18 protein-coding genes are annotated in these 21,047 nt (G+C 49.8%); 13 read left to right on the top strand and 5 right to left on the bottom strand.

Features of this window, described 5'->3' with window-relative positions:
* Nucleotides 1–251: 251 nt before the first annotated feature.
* On the bottom strand, nucleotides 252–1,436 hold the full coding sequence (locus BUB38_RS03720; RefSeq protein ID WP_073157417.1) for a TraB/GumN family protein: 1,185 nt from the start codon (nucleotides 1,434–1,436) through the stop codon (nucleotides 252–254).
* A gap of 114 nt (nucleotides 1,437–1,550) precedes the next feature.
* Between BUB38_RS03720 and BUB38_RS03715 the strand changes: the two genes are divergently transcribed.
* The 13 genes from BUB38_RS03715 to BUB38_RS03660 all read left to right on the top strand — a co-directional run bounded on the left by BUB38_RS03715 (nucleotide 1,551) and on the right by BUB38_RS03660 (nucleotide 16,438).
* Nucleotides 1,551–2,165: a hypothetical protein gene (locus BUB38_RS03715; RefSeq protein ID WP_073157207.1), complete on the top strand. Its 615-nt coding sequence runs from the start codon at nucleotides 1,551–1,553 to the stop codon at nucleotides 2,163–2,165.
* A gap of 359 nt (nucleotides 2,166–2,524) precedes the next feature.
* Nucleotides 2,525–2,989: a hypothetical protein gene (locus BUB38_RS03710; RefSeq protein WP_139258204.1), complete on the top strand. Its 465-nt coding sequence runs from the start codon at nucleotides 2,525–2,527 to the stop codon at nucleotides 2,987–2,989.
* Nucleotides 2,990–3,076: 87 nt separating this feature from the next.
* Entirely contained in the window at nucleotides 3,077–3,745 is a 669-nt protein-coding gene (cmk, locus tag BUB38_RS03705; protein WP_073157203.1) for a (d)CMP kinase, read from the top strand.
* 37 nt (nucleotides 3,746–3,782) lie between these two features.
* Entirely contained in the window at nucleotides 3,783–5,531 is a 1,749-nt protein-coding gene (rpsA, locus tag BUB38_RS03700; RefSeq protein ID WP_073157201.1) for a 30S ribosomal protein S1, read from the top strand.
* Between the two features lie 461 nt (nucleotides 5,532–5,992).
* Nucleotides 5,993–7,312 (top strand): bifunctional phosphopantothenoylcysteine decarboxylase/phosphopantothenate synthase, encoded by a 1,320-nt coding sequence (locus tag BUB38_RS03695; protein WP_073157198.1) that lies wholly within the window; start codon nucleotides 5,993–5,995, stop codon nucleotides 7,310–7,312.
* Between the two features lie 2 nt (nucleotides 7,313–7,314).
* A complete protein-coding gene (locus tag BUB38_RS03690; protein ID WP_073157196.1) occupies nucleotides 7,315–8,262 on the top strand; it encodes a uracil-DNA glycosylase family protein in 948 nt (315 codons plus the stop codon).
* Nucleotides 8,263–8,370: 108 nt separating this feature from the next.
* Nucleotides 8,371–9,888, top strand: coding sequence for a replicative DNA helicase (gene dnaB, locus BUB38_RS03685; RefSeq protein WP_083541870.1), 1,518 nt, complete (start codon nucleotides 8,371–8,373; stop codon nucleotides 9,886–9,888).
* A gap of 12 nt (nucleotides 9,889–9,900) precedes the next feature.
* Nucleotides 9,901–10,683 carry an MlaE family ABC transporter permease gene (locus BUB38_RS03680; RefSeq protein ID WP_073157193.1) on the top strand — a complete coding sequence of 261 codons (783 nt, stop codon included), beginning with the start codon at nucleotides 9,901–9,903 and terminating at the stop codon, nucleotides 10,681–10,683.
* Between the two features lie 12 nt (nucleotides 10,684–10,695).
* Nucleotides 10,696–11,490 (top strand): ABC transporter ATP-binding protein, encoded by a 795-nt coding sequence (locus BUB38_RS03675; RefSeq protein ID WP_073157190.1) that lies wholly within the window; start codon nucleotides 10,696–10,698, stop codon nucleotides 11,488–11,490.
* A 66-nt stretch (nucleotides 11,491–11,556) separates the two neighbouring features.
* Nucleotides 11,557–12,861, top strand: a complete 1,305-nt coding sequence (locus BUB38_RS03670; protein WP_073157188.1) for a hypothetical protein — start codon at nucleotides 11,557–11,559, stop codon at nucleotides 12,859–12,861.
* A 150-nt stretch (nucleotides 12,862–13,011) separates the two neighbouring features.
* Nucleotides 13,012–14,232: a hypothetical protein gene (locus tag BUB38_RS03665; protein ID WP_088665390.1), complete on the top strand. Its 1,221-nt coding sequence runs from the start codon at nucleotides 13,012–13,014 to the stop codon at nucleotides 14,230–14,232.
* Nucleotides 14,233–14,240: 8 nt separating this feature from the next.
* On the top strand, nucleotides 14,241–14,801 hold the full coding sequence (locus tag BUB38_RS15950; protein ID WP_139258202.1) for a hypothetical protein: 561 nt from the start codon (nucleotides 14,241–14,243) through the stop codon (nucleotides 14,799–14,801).
* A gap of 95 nt (nucleotides 14,802–14,896) precedes the next feature.
* The gene (locus BUB38_RS03660; protein ID WP_073157183.1) at nucleotides 14,897–16,438 is read left to right on the top strand and encodes a nitrilase-related carbon-nitrogen hydrolase; all 1,542 of its coding nucleotides are present in this window, start codon (nucleotides 14,897–14,899) and stop codon (nucleotides 16,436–16,438) included.
* On the opposite strand, the gene BUB38_RS03655 is transcribed toward BUB38_RS03660, so the two are convergent.
* From BUB38_RS03655 to BUB38_RS03640, 4 genes are all read right to left on the bottom strand, one after another.
* On the bottom strand, nucleotides 16,435–17,076 hold the full coding sequence (locus tag BUB38_RS03655; protein WP_073157180.1) for a DedA family protein: 642 nt from the start codon (nucleotides 17,074–17,076) through the stop codon (nucleotides 16,435–16,437). The genes BUB38_RS03660 and BUB38_RS03655 overlap by 4 nt on opposite strands.
* A gap of 97 nt (nucleotides 17,077–17,173) precedes the next feature.
* Nucleotides 17,174–18,790 carry a tetratricopeptide repeat protein gene (locus tag BUB38_RS03650; RefSeq protein ID WP_073157177.1) on the bottom strand — a complete coding sequence of 539 codons (1,617 nt, stop codon included), beginning with the start codon at nucleotides 18,788–18,790 and terminating at the stop codon, nucleotides 17,174–17,176.
* 56 nt (nucleotides 18,791–18,846) lie between these two features.
* Nucleotides 18,847–20,412 (bottom strand): peptidase associated/transthyretin-like domain-containing protein, encoded by a 1,566-nt coding sequence (locus BUB38_RS03645; protein WP_139258200.1) that lies wholly within the window; start codon nucleotides 20,410–20,412, stop codon nucleotides 18,847–18,849.
* Between the two features lie 8 nt (nucleotides 20,413–20,420).
* Nucleotides 20,421–21,047 (bottom strand): hypothetical protein, encoded by a 627-nt coding sequence (locus tag BUB38_RS03640; protein WP_073157171.1) that lies wholly within the window; start codon nucleotides 21,045–21,047, stop codon nucleotides 20,421–20,423.

The raw sequence follows: 21,047 nt of genomic DNA, 5'->3' as shown, positions 1-21,047 counted from the left end.
ATCGTTTTTACTTAAAGTTTAATGTTCTCAAAATCTTTCTTATAATTTAATCCTGGAATTAAGGCGTGTCAATAGGGAATGGTGAATATTTGTTTAAATTTTACACAAAATTTAAACAAATATTTTGAAAGTTTAATTTTGTGTTCTCAAAATTTGTTGAATATCGTGTTTTTGAACGTTCCTGTATAACAGAAAAGCCCCCGTGCTTGCGGAGGCTTCTAAAAAATGAGATTCGGCCTGAATTTGTTTTTTTACAGAGCCTGGTAAATATTGAAAATTGCCAGGATCTTGCCCACGATAGCGGGGAGGCCCGGGCACAGGAAGCAGAGGATCACTCGGGTCACACGGTTCTTCCACCAGCGCTTGACCTGCCAGATGTCGTCGGTAAGGGTTTCCATTTCGGCCACGCGGGGCGGACGCATGTAGACCTGGGTAAGGGCGGTAAAGAATCCAACGCCAATGAGGGGCGTAAGGCCTGTGAAGGGGGCTGTTATCAGGGCCACCAAAATGGTCAGAGGGTGACCTCCGGCGATAATGGTTCCCAGCATGGCTCCACCGCCGGTCAGCATGGCCCACTGGAGGCTCAGTTCTCCAGCCTTGGCGGCTCCGGCGTGAATACCCACGGCGATAATGCTTGCAATGATGGCGATGGGAATGGCCCAGCCGATAATTTTCCAGATGGGTGCGCTCTTGGGGATGACACTGATGGATTCTTCGCTGGGGAGTTCCTTGTCTTCTTCGATGATGCTTGCGATGCCGCGCATATGGCCTGCGCCGACTACAGCGACAATCTTGTTGCCGGGGGCGTTCTTGATCTTGCTGGCCAGGAACTGGTCGCGTTCGTCGATGAGGACCTGCTTCACTTCGGGGAAGGACTTGCCGAATTCCTGCATCATTCCGTTCAGGGCGTCCTGTTCCTTGATCTTTGCCAGTTCCTCTTCGCTGACTTCGGTCTTGTCGAAAATGCTGGCGAAAAGACCGCCCAAAAGGCTGAGCTTGCGATACCAGGGGGTGCAGGCCCAGGTGCGGCGGAGGGTAATCTTGATGTCGCGGTCTGCCAAGACCAACTCGTGTCCGGCGTTTTCGGCCACGTCAACGGCTTCTTTCAGTTCGGAGCCGGGCTTGACGCCAGTCTGTGCGCCCATGCGCTTCTGATAGGAGCCCAGCACCAGGTTGGCGATAAGGGTGCCTAATTGCTTGTTCTTGATGACCTGTCGCAGGTCCATCGTTTTCCAGCGGTCGGGGTCCTTGATAGACTTGAGACGGCCGTCATCCAGTTCAACGCAGACGGTATCCGGTTTTTCGGCCTCGATGGTCTCGCGGACGAGGTCCTTGGAGGCTTGGGAAATGTGGGCTGTGCCGATAAGGATGATTTCCCTGGGGGTGCCTTGGGTGTTTTCCTTGTTTATACGGTAGATGTCTGCGCTTTCTGTCATGGTGAATGCCAATGTAGCAAAGAGATGCGTAAAAATTTTTTTGAAATTTGCAAATATTTCGTAAAAGTGTGTATATTTAGGCGGGATTTTTAAATTTTTTCGGAGGAATGTCCTATGAAAAAAATTCTGGTGTGCTTTGCAGCTTTGGCTGCTATGGTTCTGTCTGCCTGTAGCGGAACTAAGGCTGACGATCCTGAAGCCTTGGATAACGCACTGGTTGCATTTACTTCTTGTGTGCAGGGTTCCCGTTGGCAGGAAGCTCTGGAGTATGTGACTCCGGATGAAGCCGATGCTATCGCAACCTCTGACGGCTACGAATTTAAGGAAGACTACAAGGTCGCCGCACGTCGTCTGCCCCTTTCCACCCTCCGCCGCGCCGGTCTGGAAGTGGACTCCAAGGGTCGTCTGGTAGGTATCAAGGATGCCATGGACGAAGCCAACGAACGTAACGTCATGTCTGCAGAACAGGCCAAGGTCGGTACCAACTTGAAGCAGATGGAAGACGAACGCATCAAGCGCCGCCTCGAACAGGGTCAGAAGATTATGCAGGAAGAAGAAGAAGCTGCTAATCAGGAACAGGAAGAAATTGTCTATTCCAACAAGCTGACTGAAGAAGAAAAACGCAAGTACGGTAGCACCCGCGATCTGCAGGCTCCCGAGGAATTCTCTGACGAGAATACCCAGGCCGCTGAAGAACAAATCTACAACGGCGACTACGACAATCCGTAATTGGAATGCAACGAATTTAAGAAGCGGGCTTCGGCTCGCTTTTTTTTATGAGTGGCAGATGGCGGGTTTACTAACTAAATAGGGGTGGAGGCCGATTTGGTTAGTAAAAATGTGAAAAATCACAGGGTGCTTTGGAGTGGAGGTGGTATCGCTACTGACCAAATGGACAGTAAGATGGCTTTGGGTTAGTAAAGATCCTTGGAAATGGGGAAAAGGGAGTGTGGATAAATTAATTTTTTACTAACCATTTGGCTTTTTTAGGATGGATTGGTTCGTAGGGTGTAATGGAACTACCTTCCAAATGCGCGAAAAAATGAGTTTTGGTTAGTAAAAAAGGCGTGGGGTATGCCTGTGGTTTGATGAACTTTCTATTTTATCGGATGATGAAAGTCAAACTGTTTAAAACACTTGTTTGCCCGTTGGCGCTGTTGACCCTGCTCCTGGTGGGGTGTGGTGACTTGACTGCGGGGGACCCGGCGGCAAACGGATATCAGTTCAACAAGAGCTTTTACTATTACTATTCCGAGACCTGCAGGTACGATGCCATTGGCGCCTATGACTGCGGCCGCCTGGAATCCATCAGCCCTTCGTTCAAGGTGAGGCTCCGGATCGATTCCGATGATTTTGCAACCTTGAATCTGGATGGGACGTACTACTATTATATGCCTAGTGAATATGGCCGCGGTTACGACGATGACTTTGGCGGTTATTACAGTTTTTATGAGGATGAAGACCGCCTTGATGTCTATAAGAGCGGGGAATTGATGGCATATTGGGGCGATGATGGCTATGTCACGTTCTATTATTATGATTTGCCGTACTAAAAGGACGTTTTATTCCCTTTTTTTATAGATCGGTTAGCGGGCTCTACTTGAAGCCCCTTTTTATTTTTTCTAAATTACGCGCCACTCATGAGTACATCCGAAAACTTTGTTATTGCACTTGATGGTGGCAGCGGTACCGGTAAGAGCACCACTGCAAAGCTGATTGCCAAGAAGCTGGGCATTACCTACCTGGATACAGGGGCTATGTACCGCGCTGTGACTTTCGCCGCCCTCGAGAAGGGACTTCCTGCCGAGGAAGGTCCTGCCATGGATGAACTCCTCAAGAATTTAAAGCTTAGCTTTGACTCCGAAAACCACATCCTCATCGACGGCGTGTCTTACGAATCCGACATCCGCGGTATGCGCGTTTCTTCTAACGTGAGCATCTACTGCGCCCTGCCGTCTGTCCGCCGCGCCATGACCGACAAGCAGCGCGAGATCGGTGCCGTTTCCAGTTGCATCCTGGATGGCCGCGACATCGGTACCGTGGTTTTCCCCAATGCCAAGTACAAGTTTTTCCTCGTCACCGACGTGAAGGTTCGCGCCGAACGACGCCTCAAGGAACTCCTTGAACGCGGAGAAAAGGTGACCTATGAGGAAGTTCTGGAGAACCTGGTCGAACGTGACCGTCTGGATTCCTCTAGAGCTACGGCCCCTCTCAAGAAGGCCGACGACGCTATTGAAATTGACACTACACAAACCTCAATTGAACAACAGGTTCAAAAAATTCTCGACTACGTAGGTGTAGTGGCGTAGCTTGAATTTTTTTAACCGCAACCAAAAACAAACTAATATGGCAAACACAATCAAATTCGGTTCTCAGGCTGACCTCGACGAAATCCTTGCTGCACAGGCTTCTTGCACTGCTGACTTCCGCAAGGCTAACGCTGACATCTACGCTGGTATGGACTGCCTCGAACAGGGCAAGCTCGTTACCGGTAAGATCTCTCAGGTCAACGATCAGGAAGTTCTCATCGACGTGAACTACAAGTCCGAAGGCGTTATCGAACGCGGTGAATTCAAGGACTCTGACTCCCTGGAAATCGGTTCTGAAATTGAAGTTTTCGTAGAAAAGCTTGAAGATGAAGACGGCCGTCTCATCCTCTCCAAGCAGAAGGCTGACTTCGTTCGCGTATGGGATCGCATCCATGCTGCATTCGAAAACAACGAAGTGGTCAAGGGTACCCTCACCAAGCGCATCAAGGGCGGCGTTGTTGTCGACCTCTTCGGTATCGATGCATTCCTCCCGGGTTCCCAGATCGATCTCCGCCAGATTCCGGACATCAATGCCCTCATCGGTCAGGACTTCGACCTCAAGGTTATCAAGGTTAACAAGGCTCGCCGTAACATCGTCGTTTCTCGCCGTGTTGTTCTCGAAGAAGAACGCAACAAGCAGCGTGGCGACGTTCTCGAAACCCTCGAAAAGAACCAGGTTCGCAAGGGTATCGTCAAGAACATCACCGACTTCGGTGCATTCATTGACCTCGGCGGCGTAGATGGCCTCCTCCACATCACCGACATGAGCTACAAGCGCATCAACCACCCCACCGAAATGGTCCAGCTCGGCCAGGAAGTGGAAGTCATGGTGCTCGACTTCAACGACAAGAAGGAACGTATCTCTCTCGGCATGAAGCAGCTTAAGCCGCATCCCTGGAAGGATATCGCTGAACGTTACCCCGAAGGCGCTATCGTTAAGGGTAAGGTTGTTTCCATCACCGATTACGGTGCATTCATTGAACTGGATTCCGGCGTTGAAGGCCTCATCCACGTTTCTGAAATGTCCTGGACTCAGCACGTCAAGCACCCGTCCAAGATCCTCACCGTTGGTCAGGAAGTCGAAGCTGTCGTTCTCAAGGTTGAAGAAGATGCAGAACGTATCTCTCTCGGCATGAAGCAGCTGGAATCCGATCCGTGGGATACCATCGAAACCGAACTTCCCCCGGGCGCACGCGTGGTTGGTGAAATCCGCAACATCGCTTCCTTCGGCGCATTCGTCGAAATCAAGGAAGGTGTTGATGGCCTCATCCACGTTTCTGACATGTCCTGGACCAAGAAGATCACCCATCCGAACGAAATGGTCAAGAAGGGTGACAAGGTCGAATGCGTCGTTCTCGCTGTCGATAAGGAAAAGCGCCGCATTTCTCTGTCCATGAAGCACCTCACCGAAGATCCGTGGGATTCCATCGATGCTTCTTATCCGGTTAACGCAGAAGTGAACGGCAAGATCGTTCGCATGCTGGACCGCGGTGTTGTTGTTGAACTGGGCGAAGGCATCGAAGGCTTCATCCCCGTTTCCAAGCTGACTGCTGAATACATCAAGGTTCCTGCCGATGCATTCAAGGTTGGTGACGAAGTTCCGGCTGTTGTTACTGAAATCGATCAGAACAACCGCAAGATTTACCTCTCTGTTGTCGACTACTTCAAGAGCCGTGAATCTGCTGAACTGAAGGCTTGGATGGACTCTCATAAGCCGGGCGAAAACGGCACCACTATCGGTGACGCAGCTCCCAAGGCTAAGAAGTCCGCTAAGAAGGAAGCTTAATAGCGAAGGGCTGTGAGGTATGAGGTCGCAAGCCTTCGGCTTGCTTTGAGGTGACTCAAGACTCATGCCCCATTTCTCAAAACACATAGCTTGAGGAACCCCGTGGTTAACGCCGCGGGGTTTCTTTTTTTGATTTGGTGAAAATTTGGACTCCAATTGCGGGAAAAATTATGGTTTGGAGTCCATTTATTTACGTTGTTTGTATATGCGAGAGTGCGATTAAGGTCAATATGGACTCCATTTAGCGTATTTGGGGAAATTTGGAGCCCATCTGTTAGAAAAATTAATGGGGATAATTGATTTTTTACGTTAATTTATTCTAAATTATGGACTCCAAATAAACATGATCGCTCGGTTTGGAGCCCATTTATGCCCGAAACGGTCCTTTTGCATTTAAATTCGACCTGATGTTGTTAGATTTTCTGCAGGATTTAAGTTTTAATTTTTCTACAATTTAGGACATGGATTTAGCTGGAAAGAAAATTCTACTTGGTGTTTCTGGCGGGATTGCCGCCTACAAGTCCTGCGAACTTTTGCGACTGTTGCAAAAGAAGGGGGCCGAGGTGCGCGTCTGCATGACGGAGGCTGCAACTCAGTTTGTGGCGCCCCTGACGTTTGCTAGCCTTTCCAAGTGTCCCGTGTATTTGAAGAACGGGGCGGTGGAGGCTCGTCCTTTCCAGCATATTGATTTCCCCCGATGGGCCGACATCTACCTGGTGGTCCCCGCCACGGCCAATGTAATCGGTAAGTTCGCCTACGGCATTGCCGATGATCCTGTAAGCCTTTGCTTTATGAGTTGCACTTGCGAACGTTTTGTGGCGCCTGCCATGAATGTGGCTATGTATAATTCGCCGGCGGTCAAGCGCAATCTGGAAACACTTCGTCATTTTGAAAATACCTGTGTGCTGGAAAGTCCCGCTGGCTTTTTGGCCTGCGGCGAAGTGGGGCAGGGAAGGCTTCTGGAACCCGCGCAGATTGTGGATTTTTTGGAGGCGAGAGAGGAACGTCGAACGGAGTGCGAAAAGTCTGTGGCCCAACTGCAGGTTTCTGACGCTCAGAAGTTCCTTGAGGAGTCTGCCAAACTTGACTTACCTGGTGCCTGTAACCTGTCGCCTGAAGTCTCGACTCGCCGAGTTCTGATTACTGCCGGTCGAACCGAAGAAGCTATCGATCCGGTCCGTTATATTTCTAATCGCAGCAGCGGAAAGACTGCTGTCGCCTTGTCTGCGGTGTTCCTGGCAAATGGTTTTGACGTAGAAGTGGTGGCCGGTCCCATGGAAGCTGAATTCCCCGGTGGCGTCAAGGTGACCCGAGTCAAGAGCGCTTGTGAAATGCATGACGCGGTTCTTGCCCGCCAGCCCCACGTAGATGCCCTTGTCCATTGTGCGGCCGTGGCTGATTACCGCCCAGCCAATCCGGCTAACGAAAAAATCAAGGATAGCCGCAGTCAGCTGGTTATCGAACTGGTTCCCAATCCCAACATCTTGCGGGACTGTTCCGCTGCCCGAAAGCAGGGACAGGTGATTGTCGGTTTCGCCCTGGAAACAGATCATTTCAAGGAACATGCTGCCGAAAAATTCCAGAAGTCCGGAGCCGATGCTCTCCTCCTGAATGCGCCTGTGGCTTCGGATAGCGGCTTCGGAAAGGATAACGTGCGCTTTGCCCTGGTGGAGCACGACAAGCCTATTCCGGAACTTTCCATGGGCAGCAAGGTTTCCCTGGCAGAGACCATCGTCAATTTCTGTATGTCCCGTCTGACCCAAAATCGAGTTGAGGGGTAAGCATGTCTGAAGAATACAATTTTAGCGCTCTACGCAATTATCTGGCCGCCCAGATTGACCTGGGTGATGCGGACTTGCTGATGGATGAACCTTGGGCTCCCGTGAAGAAGGCTGTTGCCCGTCCTGCAGGCCGTAACCTGCCGCCGATTCCCAGACCCCAGGCCGCCCCAGCCCCCGCAGCGGCTCCCCGTCCGGTTCCCAGGAACTTGCCGCCTACATTCCCCAATGCAAGGCCCGCTTCTCAGGAATCCATGGAAGACTCTTCGGAAGGCTTGTCTATTCCAAATATGCCCATTCCCGACAATACCGGACTTACGGGCAGTTTCTTTGGGGATATTCCTGCAGCCCCTGCACAGGCTGCTGTTCCCGCTCCGGCATCTCGCACCGTCAAGAGAGCCGCTTCCGCTTACGAATCAGTGCTGAGCCTGAACGACTTTTACGAAGCTATCAAGTCCGAGGCCTTGTACGCCAAGGAACCGCAGGTCTTGCGTTATGCCGGACCAGCCAATCCCAAGTTGCTGTTCCTTTTGCAGGCTGCCAAGCAGGGCGAAACTACTGAGAATTTCTTGACCACTCCTGTGGGTGAAATGCTTGGACGCCTTTTTGTTAGCCTAGGCTATGATGTAGCGGATATCGGCATCACGTACTTCTTCAAGTCTACGGATCGCCCCCTGGCCCCCCTATTGGACGCGGCCCTCAAGAAAATGTTGGCCAAGGAAGTTTCCTTTATCAAGCCTGAAATCATGGTCACCTTTGGTCAGCCCCTGTTCTACAAGGTCATGGGCAAGAACAAGAATTTTGACGAATTGGCTGGTACCGCCCAGGACTTCGAAGGGGTAAGAACCGTAAGCCTGGTGGACCCCTACGCCATGGTGAACGATAAGCAGATGAAATGGCTCACCTGGAAAATTCACATTCCCCGCAGTGGTTTGTTCAAGGCAAAAGTCTAGGAATTGCATTGCGATCCTTTCAAAAAAACACCGTTTTGATACGATGAATAACGGCTCCCTGAAAATGGGAGCCTTTTCAAATTTTATATTTCAAAATGGAAAATTATTATGTCAGAATTTGATAACGAACAGAACTTCCCTGAGCCGGAATTCGATCAGGGCTATTCGGAACCGAACTACAGCGAACCGGAATATACGCCGAAGAAGCGTGGCTCCGATTCTGGAAAGTTTGAAGGCCGTCAGGTCCCTATGGACCTGGATGCGGAACGTTGCCTGCTGGGCAGCATCTTGCGCGATCCTGAAGTGATGGGCGAAGCCATCATGATTATTAAAGATGAAGGGTACTTCTACCTGGAAAAACATCAGCTGATATGGACCGCCTTGTGTACGTTAAATCGTAACGTTACCCCTATTGACCTGGTGACCTTGGCTTCTGAACTGGAAACCATGGGCAAGCTGTCTTTGGTGGGCGGTCGTGAGTATCTGTTCGATTTGATGGAATCGGTGGCGTCTTCGGCAAACGCTTCCTGGCATATGGAGCTGCTCCGCAAGAAGGCTTCTTTGCGTAAACTCATCGATATGAGTTCCACCATTATCAGGAATGCCATGGATCCGGCTGCCGCTCCCGACGAGGTGCTGCAAGATGCCGAACGCGATATGTTTGCCATCGCCGATGATCAGGTCCGCGATTCCCTGAAGCCTATTAACCAGTTCATGACGCCTCTCCTGGAACGTCTGAATAACCGTAAGGATGGCATTACCGGCATTCGAACCGGCATTACTGAACTGGATGAACTGACCAACGGTCTACAGAAGTCCGACTTGATTATTCTGGCAGCCCGTCCTGGTGTGGGTAAGACCTCTTTCGCCATGACCATTGCCGCAAACGCCGCCATCAAGTTCAATCAGAACGTGGCCTTCTTCAGCCTAGAAATGGATGGTGTGCAGTTGGCTCAGCGTCTACTGAGCTCCCAGGCTGGCATCGACCAGAGCCGCCTTCGTAACGGCCACTTGACCAACGACGAAAAGCGCCAGCTTATTGCCGCTGTGACTCCCATTAGCCAGGCTCCTTTGTACGTGGACGACAATGCTGACCTTGGCATTATGGAACTGATGAGTAAGGCCCGCCAGCTCAAGCGCAAGAACAAGCTGGATCTCTTGATTATCGACTACTTGCAGTTGATGAAGACCGGCAAGGAAGAAAACCGTGCCGTGGCTATCGGCGCCATTTCCCGTGGTCTTAAAATCCTGGCCAAGGAAATGCAGATTCCGGTTATTGCCTTGGCACAGCTCTCCCGTAAGGTGGAAGAAAAGGGCCGCGAACGCCCCCAGTTGTCCGACCTTCGTGAATCAGGCTCTATCGAACAGGATGCCGACATGGTTTGGTTCGTGGAACGTAAGTTTGTCCAGACTCATGCCGAAGATGACCGCAACAAGGCGGAACTAATTGTGGCCAAGCATCGTAACGGTTCCGTTAAGGATATCAGGATGACTTTCATTCCCGAATATACCACCTTCTACGATGCCGCACCCGATGATATGGGTGAAGGTGGTGATGGTGGAGCCTACGTCTATGATGATGGTGGCGATATGGGGGGCGGCGCTCCCGACTTTGCGGACTTTTAAGGAGAATTTCTGATGCCTCTGCTCCTTCGTCCTTTTGCCTGGATTGGCGAAATCATCGTAACCGGTATTTCCAATATCGGTGAGGTTGTCTGCATTCTGTTGAATACGCTGAAGCAGCTCCGTTACATCCACAAGAATCCTGACCTTATTGCGAAGCAGATGATTTCCATTGGCGTATCGTCTCTTCCGTTGTTGTTTGTGACCTCTCTATTTACGGGCATGGTGGCTACGGTTTGTGCAAAGTTCGAATTCCACAATTTGGTGGCCGATAAGTTTGTCGGTACTGCGGCCTGTAAGATGGTGCTTATCGAACTGGGCCCCCTGCTTACTGCTATTGTGCTTTCTGGCCGTGTAGGTAGCGCCATTGCCGCAGAACTGGGTTCCATGAAAGAAAAGGAAGAACTGGCGGCGTACACCGTGCTCGGACTGGAACCGTACCGTTACCTGGCGTTGCCTCGCTTTGTGGCCTTCTTTACCATGATTCCCTGTCTGACCATTATTTCTAATGCCCTGGCCATTATCGGTGGTTGGATTGTTTGCGTGTTGGGTCTGGATATTACGACTTACACCTATGTGACGGGTATGCAGTACTTGTTCGATCCTATGGATCTTTGGTCTGGTGTGTTGAAGTCCTTTGTTTTTGGAACCCTCATCTTCTTGTTGGGTTACTACCATGGCGTTAATGCCAAGGCCGGCGCCCGAGGTGTGGGTCTTGCGACCATGAGCGTTGTTGTGTCCAGTTGCCTTATGATCTTGATTGCTGACTTTGTCCTGGATGCATTCCTATTCTTCTAGAGCAGGTAGATTATGCCCAATGTGAAGATTGACCCGAACGATATCGCTATCCGCCTGAAGGGCCTTAAGAAGTCCTTCGGACCTCAGGACGTGCTTTGCGATGTGAACCTGGATATCCGCCGTGGCGAGACCATGGTGATCATCGGTAAGTCCGGTGGTGGTAAGTCTGTGATTCTGAAGCACATGATCGGTCTGTTGCAGCCCGATGGTGGTGAAGTGACTGTGGACGGTGTGACTATCAGTACGCCTAAATTTTTTGATACCCATACCATTCGTCGCAAGATGGGCATGCTGTTCCAGATGGGCGCCTTGTTCGACTCCATGGATACCGGTGAGAACATTGCCTTCGCTCTTCGCGAACATCATCCGGAACTGTCTGAAAAACAGATTCAGGATGTGGTGACCGAAAAACTTCAGATGATCAACCTGGTACCGGAATTCCGAACCAAGATGCCTTCTGAACTTTCTGGCGGTATGCGCAAGCGTGTTGCCCTGGCCCGCGCCATTGCCCTGAATCCCGAAATCTTGCTGTACGATGAACCCACAACCGGTCTGGACCCCATTACCAGCGACGTGATTAACGACTTGATCCTGGATATGCAGAGCAAGCTTGGTGTGACCTCCGTGGTGGTGACCCATGACATGGTGAGCGCCTTCAAGGTGGCTGACCGAATCGCCATGCTTTACAATGGACGTATCATTGAAGTGGGTACGGTAGACGAAATAAAGAACACCAGTAACCCATATGTGCACCAATTTATTACGGGACAGCGTAAAATCTCTGTAGAAGAGGATCATCAGGGGTAAAAACACCCTTTAACCTGTAACGTTTTGACTTAGAATAATGTATTTTTAGAGGAAAGAGGTTTATTTATGAACAAGAAGATTATTGCTGGACTTATGTCTGCTGCTGCAGTAGGTACCTTCTGGGCTTGCGGTAGCGGTAATATCTATGAAGCTGATTCTGATGATCAGGTTATTTCCGCAACCTTTGTTAGCCCCTCTAAGACCGATGCCGAAAACGACTCGATGGTTGTTTCTGGCCTTATCAAGGTCTCCAAGGAAAAGTGCCAGGCAGACCCGGAATGCGCTGCAGCCTATGTGCCTTACCTTAGCGGTCAGGAAGTTGTTGCTCCCGCATCTTCCGCTAGCGAAGTTCCCAATAATGGCAATCAGCCTCTGGTAGACGTTTCCTCTTCTTCCCGTGTGATTGGTGGCAACCCTGTATCTTCCGCCACTATCAATACCGGAACTGATCCTGTCGCCAGCTCTACCTCTGGTGGTGGTAGCACTATAACTGGTCTGGGTACCTGTGCCGAATCAACTGGCAAGACCTCCATTACCAAGGGTGAATCTGTTCGATTCAAGGTGACTCCTAATGGTGCTGCCCTGCCTGATCCTATGGCTATTGTTAGCGCCACTTATGAATGGCACTATAACAGTGGTACTCCCGATGGTTCCGGCGACGGCAAGAAGACTAGTGATAACATCACCTTTACCGAGTCCGGTGACGCAGACGTTTCCGTGACCATTTATGCAGGTGGAGAATCTGAAACTATTCCTTGCCCGCTGCATATTAATGGTGACCCCATCACTGGTTGCGAATGTACCACACCAGAAAAAACTGTTGACTATACTGTTTCTCCGGAAGTGGCTTGGACTGCAGGCGGTTGTATTTCTGCTGGTCATACCCTCAGCTACTACTGGGATGATGCTGAAGGTACTACAACCTTTGCCAAGACTTTTGCTGAAGCTCAGCCGGGTTTTGCTCCCAAGCTTGTGGTCAAGAGCGACGACAATTCCTTGGTTGAAGTGACTTGCCCCGCAGTGAAGACTACCAAGGGCGCTGAATACGAACTTGTGTTTACCGATACTTTTGTTGAAAAGGAAGATATCACTGTTCCTAATGAGGCTTGCATTGTTGTGAAGGGAACCTGGAATCAGGGACATAATCCTCCGCTGAAGATGCTTTGCGACATTGTTAATGCTGAAGCTAGTTGCTCCATGACTTTAACTTATGGCACGGAAACTGAAACTAAGACTGGTTCATACTCCTTAAGCAACGTGACCTTGGAAATGACACCTGCTCTTACTCAGGGGGAATATTCTGCTCCGAGTATGGTTTGCGTAAACTTTACTGGTGGTTCTGCAGCTAAGTGCAAGTTGGGCATGTACTAATTTTAGATAAATTGGTTTTAAAAAGACCGGCTCCTCTGGAGTCGGTCTTTTTATATCCGGTTAGACGTTTTCTATTGCTTTTGTAATTATATTTTAACTATAGAAGTAGAAAACCCCGCTGTATAGAATTGACTAAAACCAGGAGGGTCCATGTCTAGAAGTTTTGTAGCTTTGCCGATTGTATTGGCCGTATGGGGATGTTCTGATTTTACGGAAGATCTTTCTGACGGAAATTATCAGAAAAATTTTGTCAGTTCCCTGGATGAACTGACGTCTCATTCTTGTACGTCCAAGAACGAGGGGGAAATCATTATCATGAGTAATCCTGACAAGGTTTCCTTTTCGTACCAGTGTGAAGATGGAAAATGGGTTGGCGATGAGGGCGATGAAGTCGCTGTGAAAAAGTCTAGCGATTCCAAGGCGTCTTCCAGTAGCAAGGCCAAATCATCCAATTCGGCTAAGGAGGAATCTTCTTCGTCTGTATTGTCTATCGACGATATCAGTTCTTCTTCTAGGGTTGTATTAAATGGAATGAGTGAGCCTGCCTTGGGCGTCTGTGCCCCTGTTGATGGCAGTACCACCATTGGTAAGGGAACTTCTGTTGCTTTCAAGTTTACGGCAGACGGTTCCCTGATTGAAGATCCGGCTCTTTTGACTACGGCGACTTACGAATGGGATTATGGTGATTTTGAAATTTCCGAAGATTCCGAAAATGGAAGAACTAGCAGTAAGGTCCTCTTTAGTTCCGGTGGAGATCATAAGATTCATGTGATCGTTTCTATCGGCGATAAGGTGCAGACTGTAGCATGTCCCGTTCATGTGAACGGTGTGCCGATTTCTGGATGCTCATGTAATTCTGATGCTAAAGTGGTGAACTATCAAGAAACTCCCGAAGTGACTTGGTCTGTTTCGGGTTGCAGAACCGAGGCGGCTTCCCTGACTTATGCCTGGGATGGCAGGCCGGCTGGCGATGATGTCAGCTATACCAAGACTTTTAATGAACCTCGGGCTAGTTATGCTCCCGTGCTGACGGTCAACAATTCCGACAATACCCAGATGGAAGTACTGTGTCCTGGCGTGAAGGTGACTGAAGGTGCTGAGTATCAGATGGATGGACATGAAAGGGTGGAGTTTCCGGCGGGAGATTTTAGCGTGCTTATGACGGCGCCGAAAGAACGTTGTGCCGATAGTTTTGGAGCCGATTTTTACTGTAGCTTCGAAGGCGGAGACTATTCTATCATGGTCGTAGATGGCGAGGAATACGAAGTTTCGTATTTTCATTCGGTGGATTTGCCTTGTGATAAAGCCACGGGGGATTATAGTCTTTCGCTTCGGCTGAGTGCTCCTGCTTTGTGTAGTTTGATGATGTGAGGGGTTGCATGAAGTGGCGGTATGGAATAGCGGCTGTTTCCGTGGTGCTGGGGGCTTGTTCTGAAACGACCCTTAAGGCGGACGAGTTTGAGGAATATTCCTGCCAGACGGAAAGTTCTTCATCTGAAGAGGAGCCTTTAAGCAGCTCCGTTTCGGAACTTGTCTTTGTCCGCTCTTCTTCCAGCCTGCAGGATAATTTAACCAGTAGTTCCGCTGAATTTTCTAGCAGTAGTTCTAATATTGAAATCCCGATAGAATCCTCGGCTGCAGTTTCGTCTAGTTCCCATTCGGTGTTCCGCATTACAGGTTGCCTATGCGAGGCTGCCGCCACTGAGGTGGATTTTGAGACGAATCCCTCTGCCTCATGGTCGGTAAGCGGTTGTGAATCTGACGCCTCTATAGAACACTATGAGTGGGGCGATTTGTCTAGTAAGGGCCCCTTGGCTCTATATTACTTCTCCTATGTTGGGGAGTCTGTGGCGCCTAGGGTTGTCGTATATGATAGCGATATGAATTATGTTATTGTCAGCTGTCCTGAAGTCCGAGCTGTAAATAAGGATGGTTTGTAGGCGTTATCCTAAACTTCGTTAAAAATACATTTTTCTTACTTTTTATTACATTCGTAGTTATATTAGAGGATGTGTAAAGGGTTGAGGTGTTTTAAATGAAGTTTATCCAGAGTTTCCTGAAACGTTTTACGTCATACGTTGGAGAATATGGCAAGTCAAATCTACCGTTGCTGCTGCTGGTGGTGGGCTGCGTGTTTATGTTCTTGCCCTCGATGTTCCCGGACTTTAAGGTTTTGTATGTCCTGGGTGTCTGGATCTGGCCGTTCTGCTTTCTGTACTATTGCCGTCTGAGTGAACATCGCTTTAGCCAGGCCATTCTCTATATATTCTTGGCCGTGGGCCTGTGTGTCCGTTTTTATGGGGTTCTTGGTGTGGGGCTTGAAAAAGAGTGCCTGGTATTTACGGCTTTGCAGGCTTGTCTTTTTTGGGTTCCTTTTGCATGGGACGTTCGCTATTGTGTTAAGGAGGCTCCCTTTGTCAATACGCTGGTTTTCCCCACGGTATACGGTACCTTGAACCTTGTTTTTTCGGCTTGCGATCTTATTCCCCTGAACAACTTATCCTATGCCCAGTACGACAATAGGGCCATATTCCAGGTTTTGTCTGTTGTGGGGGAATTCGGACTTACCTTTCTTATAACTTTTGTGGGTTCCGTAGCCGTATACGTGATTATGCATTGGAACCGTGATGGTGCCAAACGTATAGGACTTGGCATGTTGCTAGCCTTGGTGGCCATGCATGCCTGGGGCATTTTCCAGATGGCTCATGATGAATCGTCTGATACGGTGCGAATTGCCCAGGCAATTGGGCCTAAAGTCGATCAACGCAAGGATGGTAGCTGGGAAACCTTGAGTTACGAACGTTATCTCCGTAGCTTTAACACGCTTGCAGAATCGGCTTACCGTGAACGTGCGCAGATGTTGGTTTTTAGCGAGGAGGCCTTTGCCGTTGCAGATTCGAGTGAGGGTGATTTTATTGCCAATGCCTCGGAGTATGCCCGTAAATTCAATATGCCCATCTTGCTGTCCCTAGGTGTCTATGATACGGATAACAGCCGAGAAGGGCTCTTCCAGAACAAGGTTGTACTGATAAATAACCAGGGAAAGATTTTATACGAGTATAACAAGCATAAACCTGTTCCCCTGGTAGAATCCTTTAATCTGGATGTGGGGCGTGAAAAGCTACCTGCGGTCCCTCTGGAAATAGGGGGGAAGGCCCATATTGTTTCTTTTGCCATTTGTTACGACGGCAATTTCTCGGATTTTCTTAGACCCCTGGATCCCAAGGTTCAGTTACTCTTTATTCCGTCATGGGCTTGGGATGGTATAAATGATTTTCATTACAGATCCTTGGCGGTTCGCGCGGTGGAACACGGTGTGAATCTGGTTGTGACTTCCTATGATGGCGTTTCGCTTGTCAGCGACGAGTACGGCCGAGAGGTCAATCGGAGACCGTTTAAGGATGTGGGATACGATAGGCTGTTTATCTCTGACGTTCCTACGTCTGCCCATGAAACAGTGTATGCCAAAAACGGCGGATTTTTGAACTACGTCTACTTGATTCTATCGTTGATGTTCATTGGGCTTGGTGCCCGACGTACTAAGGATGGAAGTATCGAGGAACAGGCTGGTGCCTAGTCCTGCTTGTTGTCGCCCTTTTTCTTGTTGGGCTTGACAGCGTTCCAGACCATATAACCGATAAATAGAACGCCAAAGGCGAGAAGTGCAATTCCCAACTCGGAGTTGTACTTTTCGATGATATCCTTCTGACCGTGAGCCAAGTAGCCAAGGAAGGCCAGCACGCAGTTCCAGATGGTTGCGCCCAGGAATGTGAAAATGGCGAAGGGCAGAACCTTCATGCCGGCGATGCCTGCGGGAATGGAAATCAGCTGACGGATCACGGTGATGAGACGGCCGACAAAAGTGGAAATGACGCCGTGTTCACGGAAATAATCTTCGGCTTTCTGAACCTTCTGAACGTCCAGAAGCAGGAAGTGGCCCAGGCGGCTGTCTGCGAATTTGTAGATAATGGGACGGCCCAGGAACTTTGCCAGATAATAGTTGATGAATGCGCCGATCATGGCGCCGATGCTTGCGAAGAGCACGATCAGTACGATGTTCAGACCGGAATCGGGCTGGAGAGCCTTATAGGCTGCAGGGGGAACTACCAATTCAGACGGGAACGGGATGAAAGAACTTTCTACGGCCATGAGGAGGGTGATTGTGCCGTAGTTCAGGTGGGCGTTGTACCAGTCGATAATCAAGTTGTAAATCATGGTAGGCAAATATAGAAAAGCAAACTGTCTAGATTATGACAATAAGAAAAAGCGCAGCCATAAGGACTGCGCTTTTAAATTTTTTAGAACAAGTTAATTACTTCTTTTTCTTGCCCTTGGCTTTCTTGGAAGCTTTCTTGTCTTTCTTGGCTTTCTTATCCTTCTTGTCCTTCTTGCCACTCTTCTTGGACTTGGACGGTGCCGGTTCTTCTTCTTCTTCCTGTTCGACAACTTCCTGTTCCGGTTCGGCCTCAGGTGTGGTGTCGTAGGTTTCGCCAGTCTGGTATTCGATCACAGAAGATTCGCCAGAAGCTCTCTTGATGGCTTCCTTTGCTTCGTTGACGTATCTGCCGTCGGGGAAACGCTTCAGGTAGATTTCGTAGTCCTTGACGCGGTTGCCTGCCTTAACCAGTTCGAAGATTCCGGTTTCGGCTTCGTCGCGGAAGGCTCCGTTGGGATTGTCATTCAAGTAGGCGAGGAATGCCTTGAAGGTGTTCTGTGCCTGGATGACGCGGAACTTGTCGTATTCGCTGAGAGAGCGAAGCTTGGCTTCAACTTCTGCACGGCGCGGAGAGTCCGGATAGTATTCGATGAACATCTGCAGCATTTCGGGGTCGTTGCTAGCCATGACCTGATCGAAACGGCCGTCTTCCTGGCGTACCTGGTATTCCTTAAGTTCAACCTTGCTGGAGTCCATGGTGGCGTAGAGCTGTTCCTTGGTGGCCAGGTCTGCAGGGTGGCAGAAGGCCAGGTAGCTTTCGAGCACGTCGGTGAACTGAGTACGAGTAAATGCTTCGCTCATGTCGGGCAGGTTGCCGTCATCGTCAAGGTAGAAGCGGTAGTCGCGTTCAATGGCCATGCAGTCCCAGTCAGACAGGGTGTCCTTGACTTCGCTGTTCTGACGGAGTACGTCGTCGCGGTCATGGAGCTTGAAGCGCATCTGGCGGTCACGGCGGCTTTCGCGGCCGAAGTCCAGAGAAATTTCCAGGCCGACGCGTACAGGCCATTTGTACTCAACCTTGGTCATGGTCAGGTCGGAGTAGGGAGACGGGCTTGCACTTGCATCCTTGGTACGGGCTGTAATGTCTTCGTAGGGCATGAATTCCTTGCGGACATTCAGGCCGATCTTCAGGTCCACGTCCTTGAACACTTCGGTGATGCGGTATTCCAAAGCGCCAGAGACAAAGGCCGTATTGAGAATTTCGGTGTGGGTTTCGGTGTTGCCCAGATAGTCGTCATAGAACGAGAAGAAGTGGAAGCCGAAGCCGCCGAGAACGCGGAGGTCCAGGTCGCCGACCAGGTTTACGGAGAAACCGGCGAGGAAGGACGGAGCGTAAGTCATGAAAGACAGTTCGCGGTCGTTCTGTTCGCCCTTGCGCTTGCCACCATTCACTTCATCGGGAACGGTGTATTCGGGACTATCTTCGATGGTACCGAACTGGATGGAGTTGACTTCCACACCCAGCCAGATAGTAAAGGGAATGTCTGCCTTCCAGAAGGGGGTGATGAGGGGAGACCAGAGTGCACCGGCAGAGATGGGCACTGTCATGACTTCAGCATCGATACCTTCGTCTAGGATGCCGTTTTCACCCTTAAAGTTCAGGAAAGCGGGCTCACCCTGCACATAGAGCTGGGTACGCCAGTTGGAACGTTCAAAGTCTGCGGCCTGTGAGGCGGCAGCGATAAAAGACAAAATTGCAAATATTTTACGCATCAGTGTAAATCTAATTTTTTATTACAGTTGTCGTGGGGCGATTTTGAGGATAATGGCTAAAAAGTGAGTAAAAAACCTACTCCAAACATTAATATCCCAGTTCCAATTAGGGATCCGCCGACAGTTAACTTGCGGTCGCCCTTCTTGACCAGGTCATGGTTCTTGTTCACCTGGGCCTGGTAATGGCTGCCATTTAACGTCGAGGGAATGTTTAACTGGTCTTTGATGTGGCGGGCATCGTCGTAATCCTGGTTGGCGAGATAGGATAGAAGTGCTCCTGCCAGCAGGGGGGCGATGGACGAACCCATCAGGACCTTGCCTATGAAGTTCTTTTTCTGTTCCTTGACCCATGCATTCTGGATTTCCATTTCAACGGGGGTTGTAATGGGTTGCAGGGTGACATTTACACTGGTCGGGTCTGTGGGACTGGCATAGAAAGAAACAAGTGTGTCCTTGAAGCCCTCTTTACGAATTTGAATAAATGAACTGCCGATGTCGTTTAGGTCGAATTTGTTGGGGGATTTTCCAATGGCGTGTGAGGTGGGGGAAATGGGTGAGGATCCTGCGTAAATGTAGGCCCCTTCGGGAATGGTGAATACGCGAAGTTCCGGTTTGACCTTCTTTAGCTTTACAGAAAGTTTTGTGGTGTCATAGGGAATCGGTTTGATGGTCTTCTTTGCGCCCCAGATTTGGCTATTGACTTTCCAGTAGGCGTAGATATCAACTTTTTCGGTGTCCTGGAGGGCGAATGTGCAGGGTGTCTTACAGATGTCGTCCTTGCCGGGGATGGTAATTGTGGCACCTTCCGGTTCCGATTCCAACTTGACGTAGCTGACGTTTCTTTTCTTGGTGGGGAGCGGTTCTCCCTTGAGTTGTTTGATGAAGTTGGAAAGTTTGTTGTCGGTAATGGCGTCGCCTAAGCCATTGAAAACAGAGAGGTTTACGGTTGCGGTAAGGGGCTTTGCCGTTGAATCGGTCAAGTCGAGATGTGTCATGTAGAGTGTCAGGGAATCCTGGCTTGCGCCGGCAGAGATGCTCCCCTGGTATACGGAGGCTGCTCCGTAGAGTGCCAGCGAATCCTTGATGCAGGCGGAACTTCTGCAGTAACCGAATTGAGTCCTGTTGGCGACGACAAGGGGTGTTCCTGATTCCTTGATCAGCTGGAGTAATATTGGAGAAAGCTGTGCATCGAGAGCTGAATCAATGGATCTTTTTTCTAGGGCTACAAAGATGTGCTTTCCTGCCACGGAGTCCAGGAAGGTGGGCTGTCTTTGTTCTTCGGATTGTTCGGTGGACGCCTCGGTAGATTGTTCCGGGAGTGCTTCCTGGGAAGAATCTGCCTGGGTGGCTGTGGTGTCTGCGACTTGTTGGGCTTTGGGATTCAATAAGTCATTGCCCTGTTCGTCAACAATGCTCTTGAATCGGTTCTTGGCAATCTTGATAATGGTAAACTGTCCCTTGATGTTTCCGCCAAGGAGGACTGAATCCTGTTGGATGCCGATAAACTGGGCGTATTGAGTGACGCCAGAAACCAGGTCGACCTTGGCTCTAACGCCGTGATCCTCGGCAGCGAACAGGAACGTGATGCCTGCAGTCAATAATAGAAGAAGAATTTTTTTCATAGAAATGCCTAGAACGAAAGGATGAATCCTAAGGTGAGCAGAGTGGCGCCTGTTGCGAGGCCTGCGATAGTTGTCTTGCGTGCGGTTTTTGCCTTGTCTCTGGAATCACGGAAGTCCTGTTTTGCATTTTCATAGGACTGTGAATGTATCCGAGTTTTTTCTAGAGTCTTCTTGGCATCTTCGGCGCGGGATATCTGGTAATAGGTGACAGCACCTGCAATTCCGCTAACGAATAGGGGGATTGCCGAGCCGATCATCATCTTGTATCCGAAACTGCGACGACCCCTCTTGGCGACAATGTCGTTTTGTTCCTTGATCAGATTGTCGTCATAGGTGGGGTGCAGGGATACGATCAGGTAGGAAGTGTCTTTTGGAGAAAGTGTAACTCGGATGGTGGTGTCGGTGAATTCCGGACGGAACAGGTGCAATAAAACTTCTCCCATGAGAGCTTGTTCTTCGGATACGCTGACAAATGCTGATGAAACATAGTCGGGCTTATCTGCAAGGTCTGGCCTGGAGGTGCCGATATAGATATCTGCATTGCTGGGGATTGTAGATACATGCAAAAGCTTTTGAGCATGAGCTCCAGTAAACAATGCCAGAATGACGAGTAGGGTCGAGAGTATGGTTTTCAT

Source organism: Fibrobacter sp. UWH5, from assembly GCF_900142505.1.
Lineage (GTDB): Bacteria > Fibrobacterota > Fibrobacteria > Fibrobacterales > Fibrobacteraceae > Fibrobacter.
The sequence above is the reverse complement of the archived record's forward strand: the minus strand, read 5'-3'. Positions and strand labels throughout refer to the sequence as shown.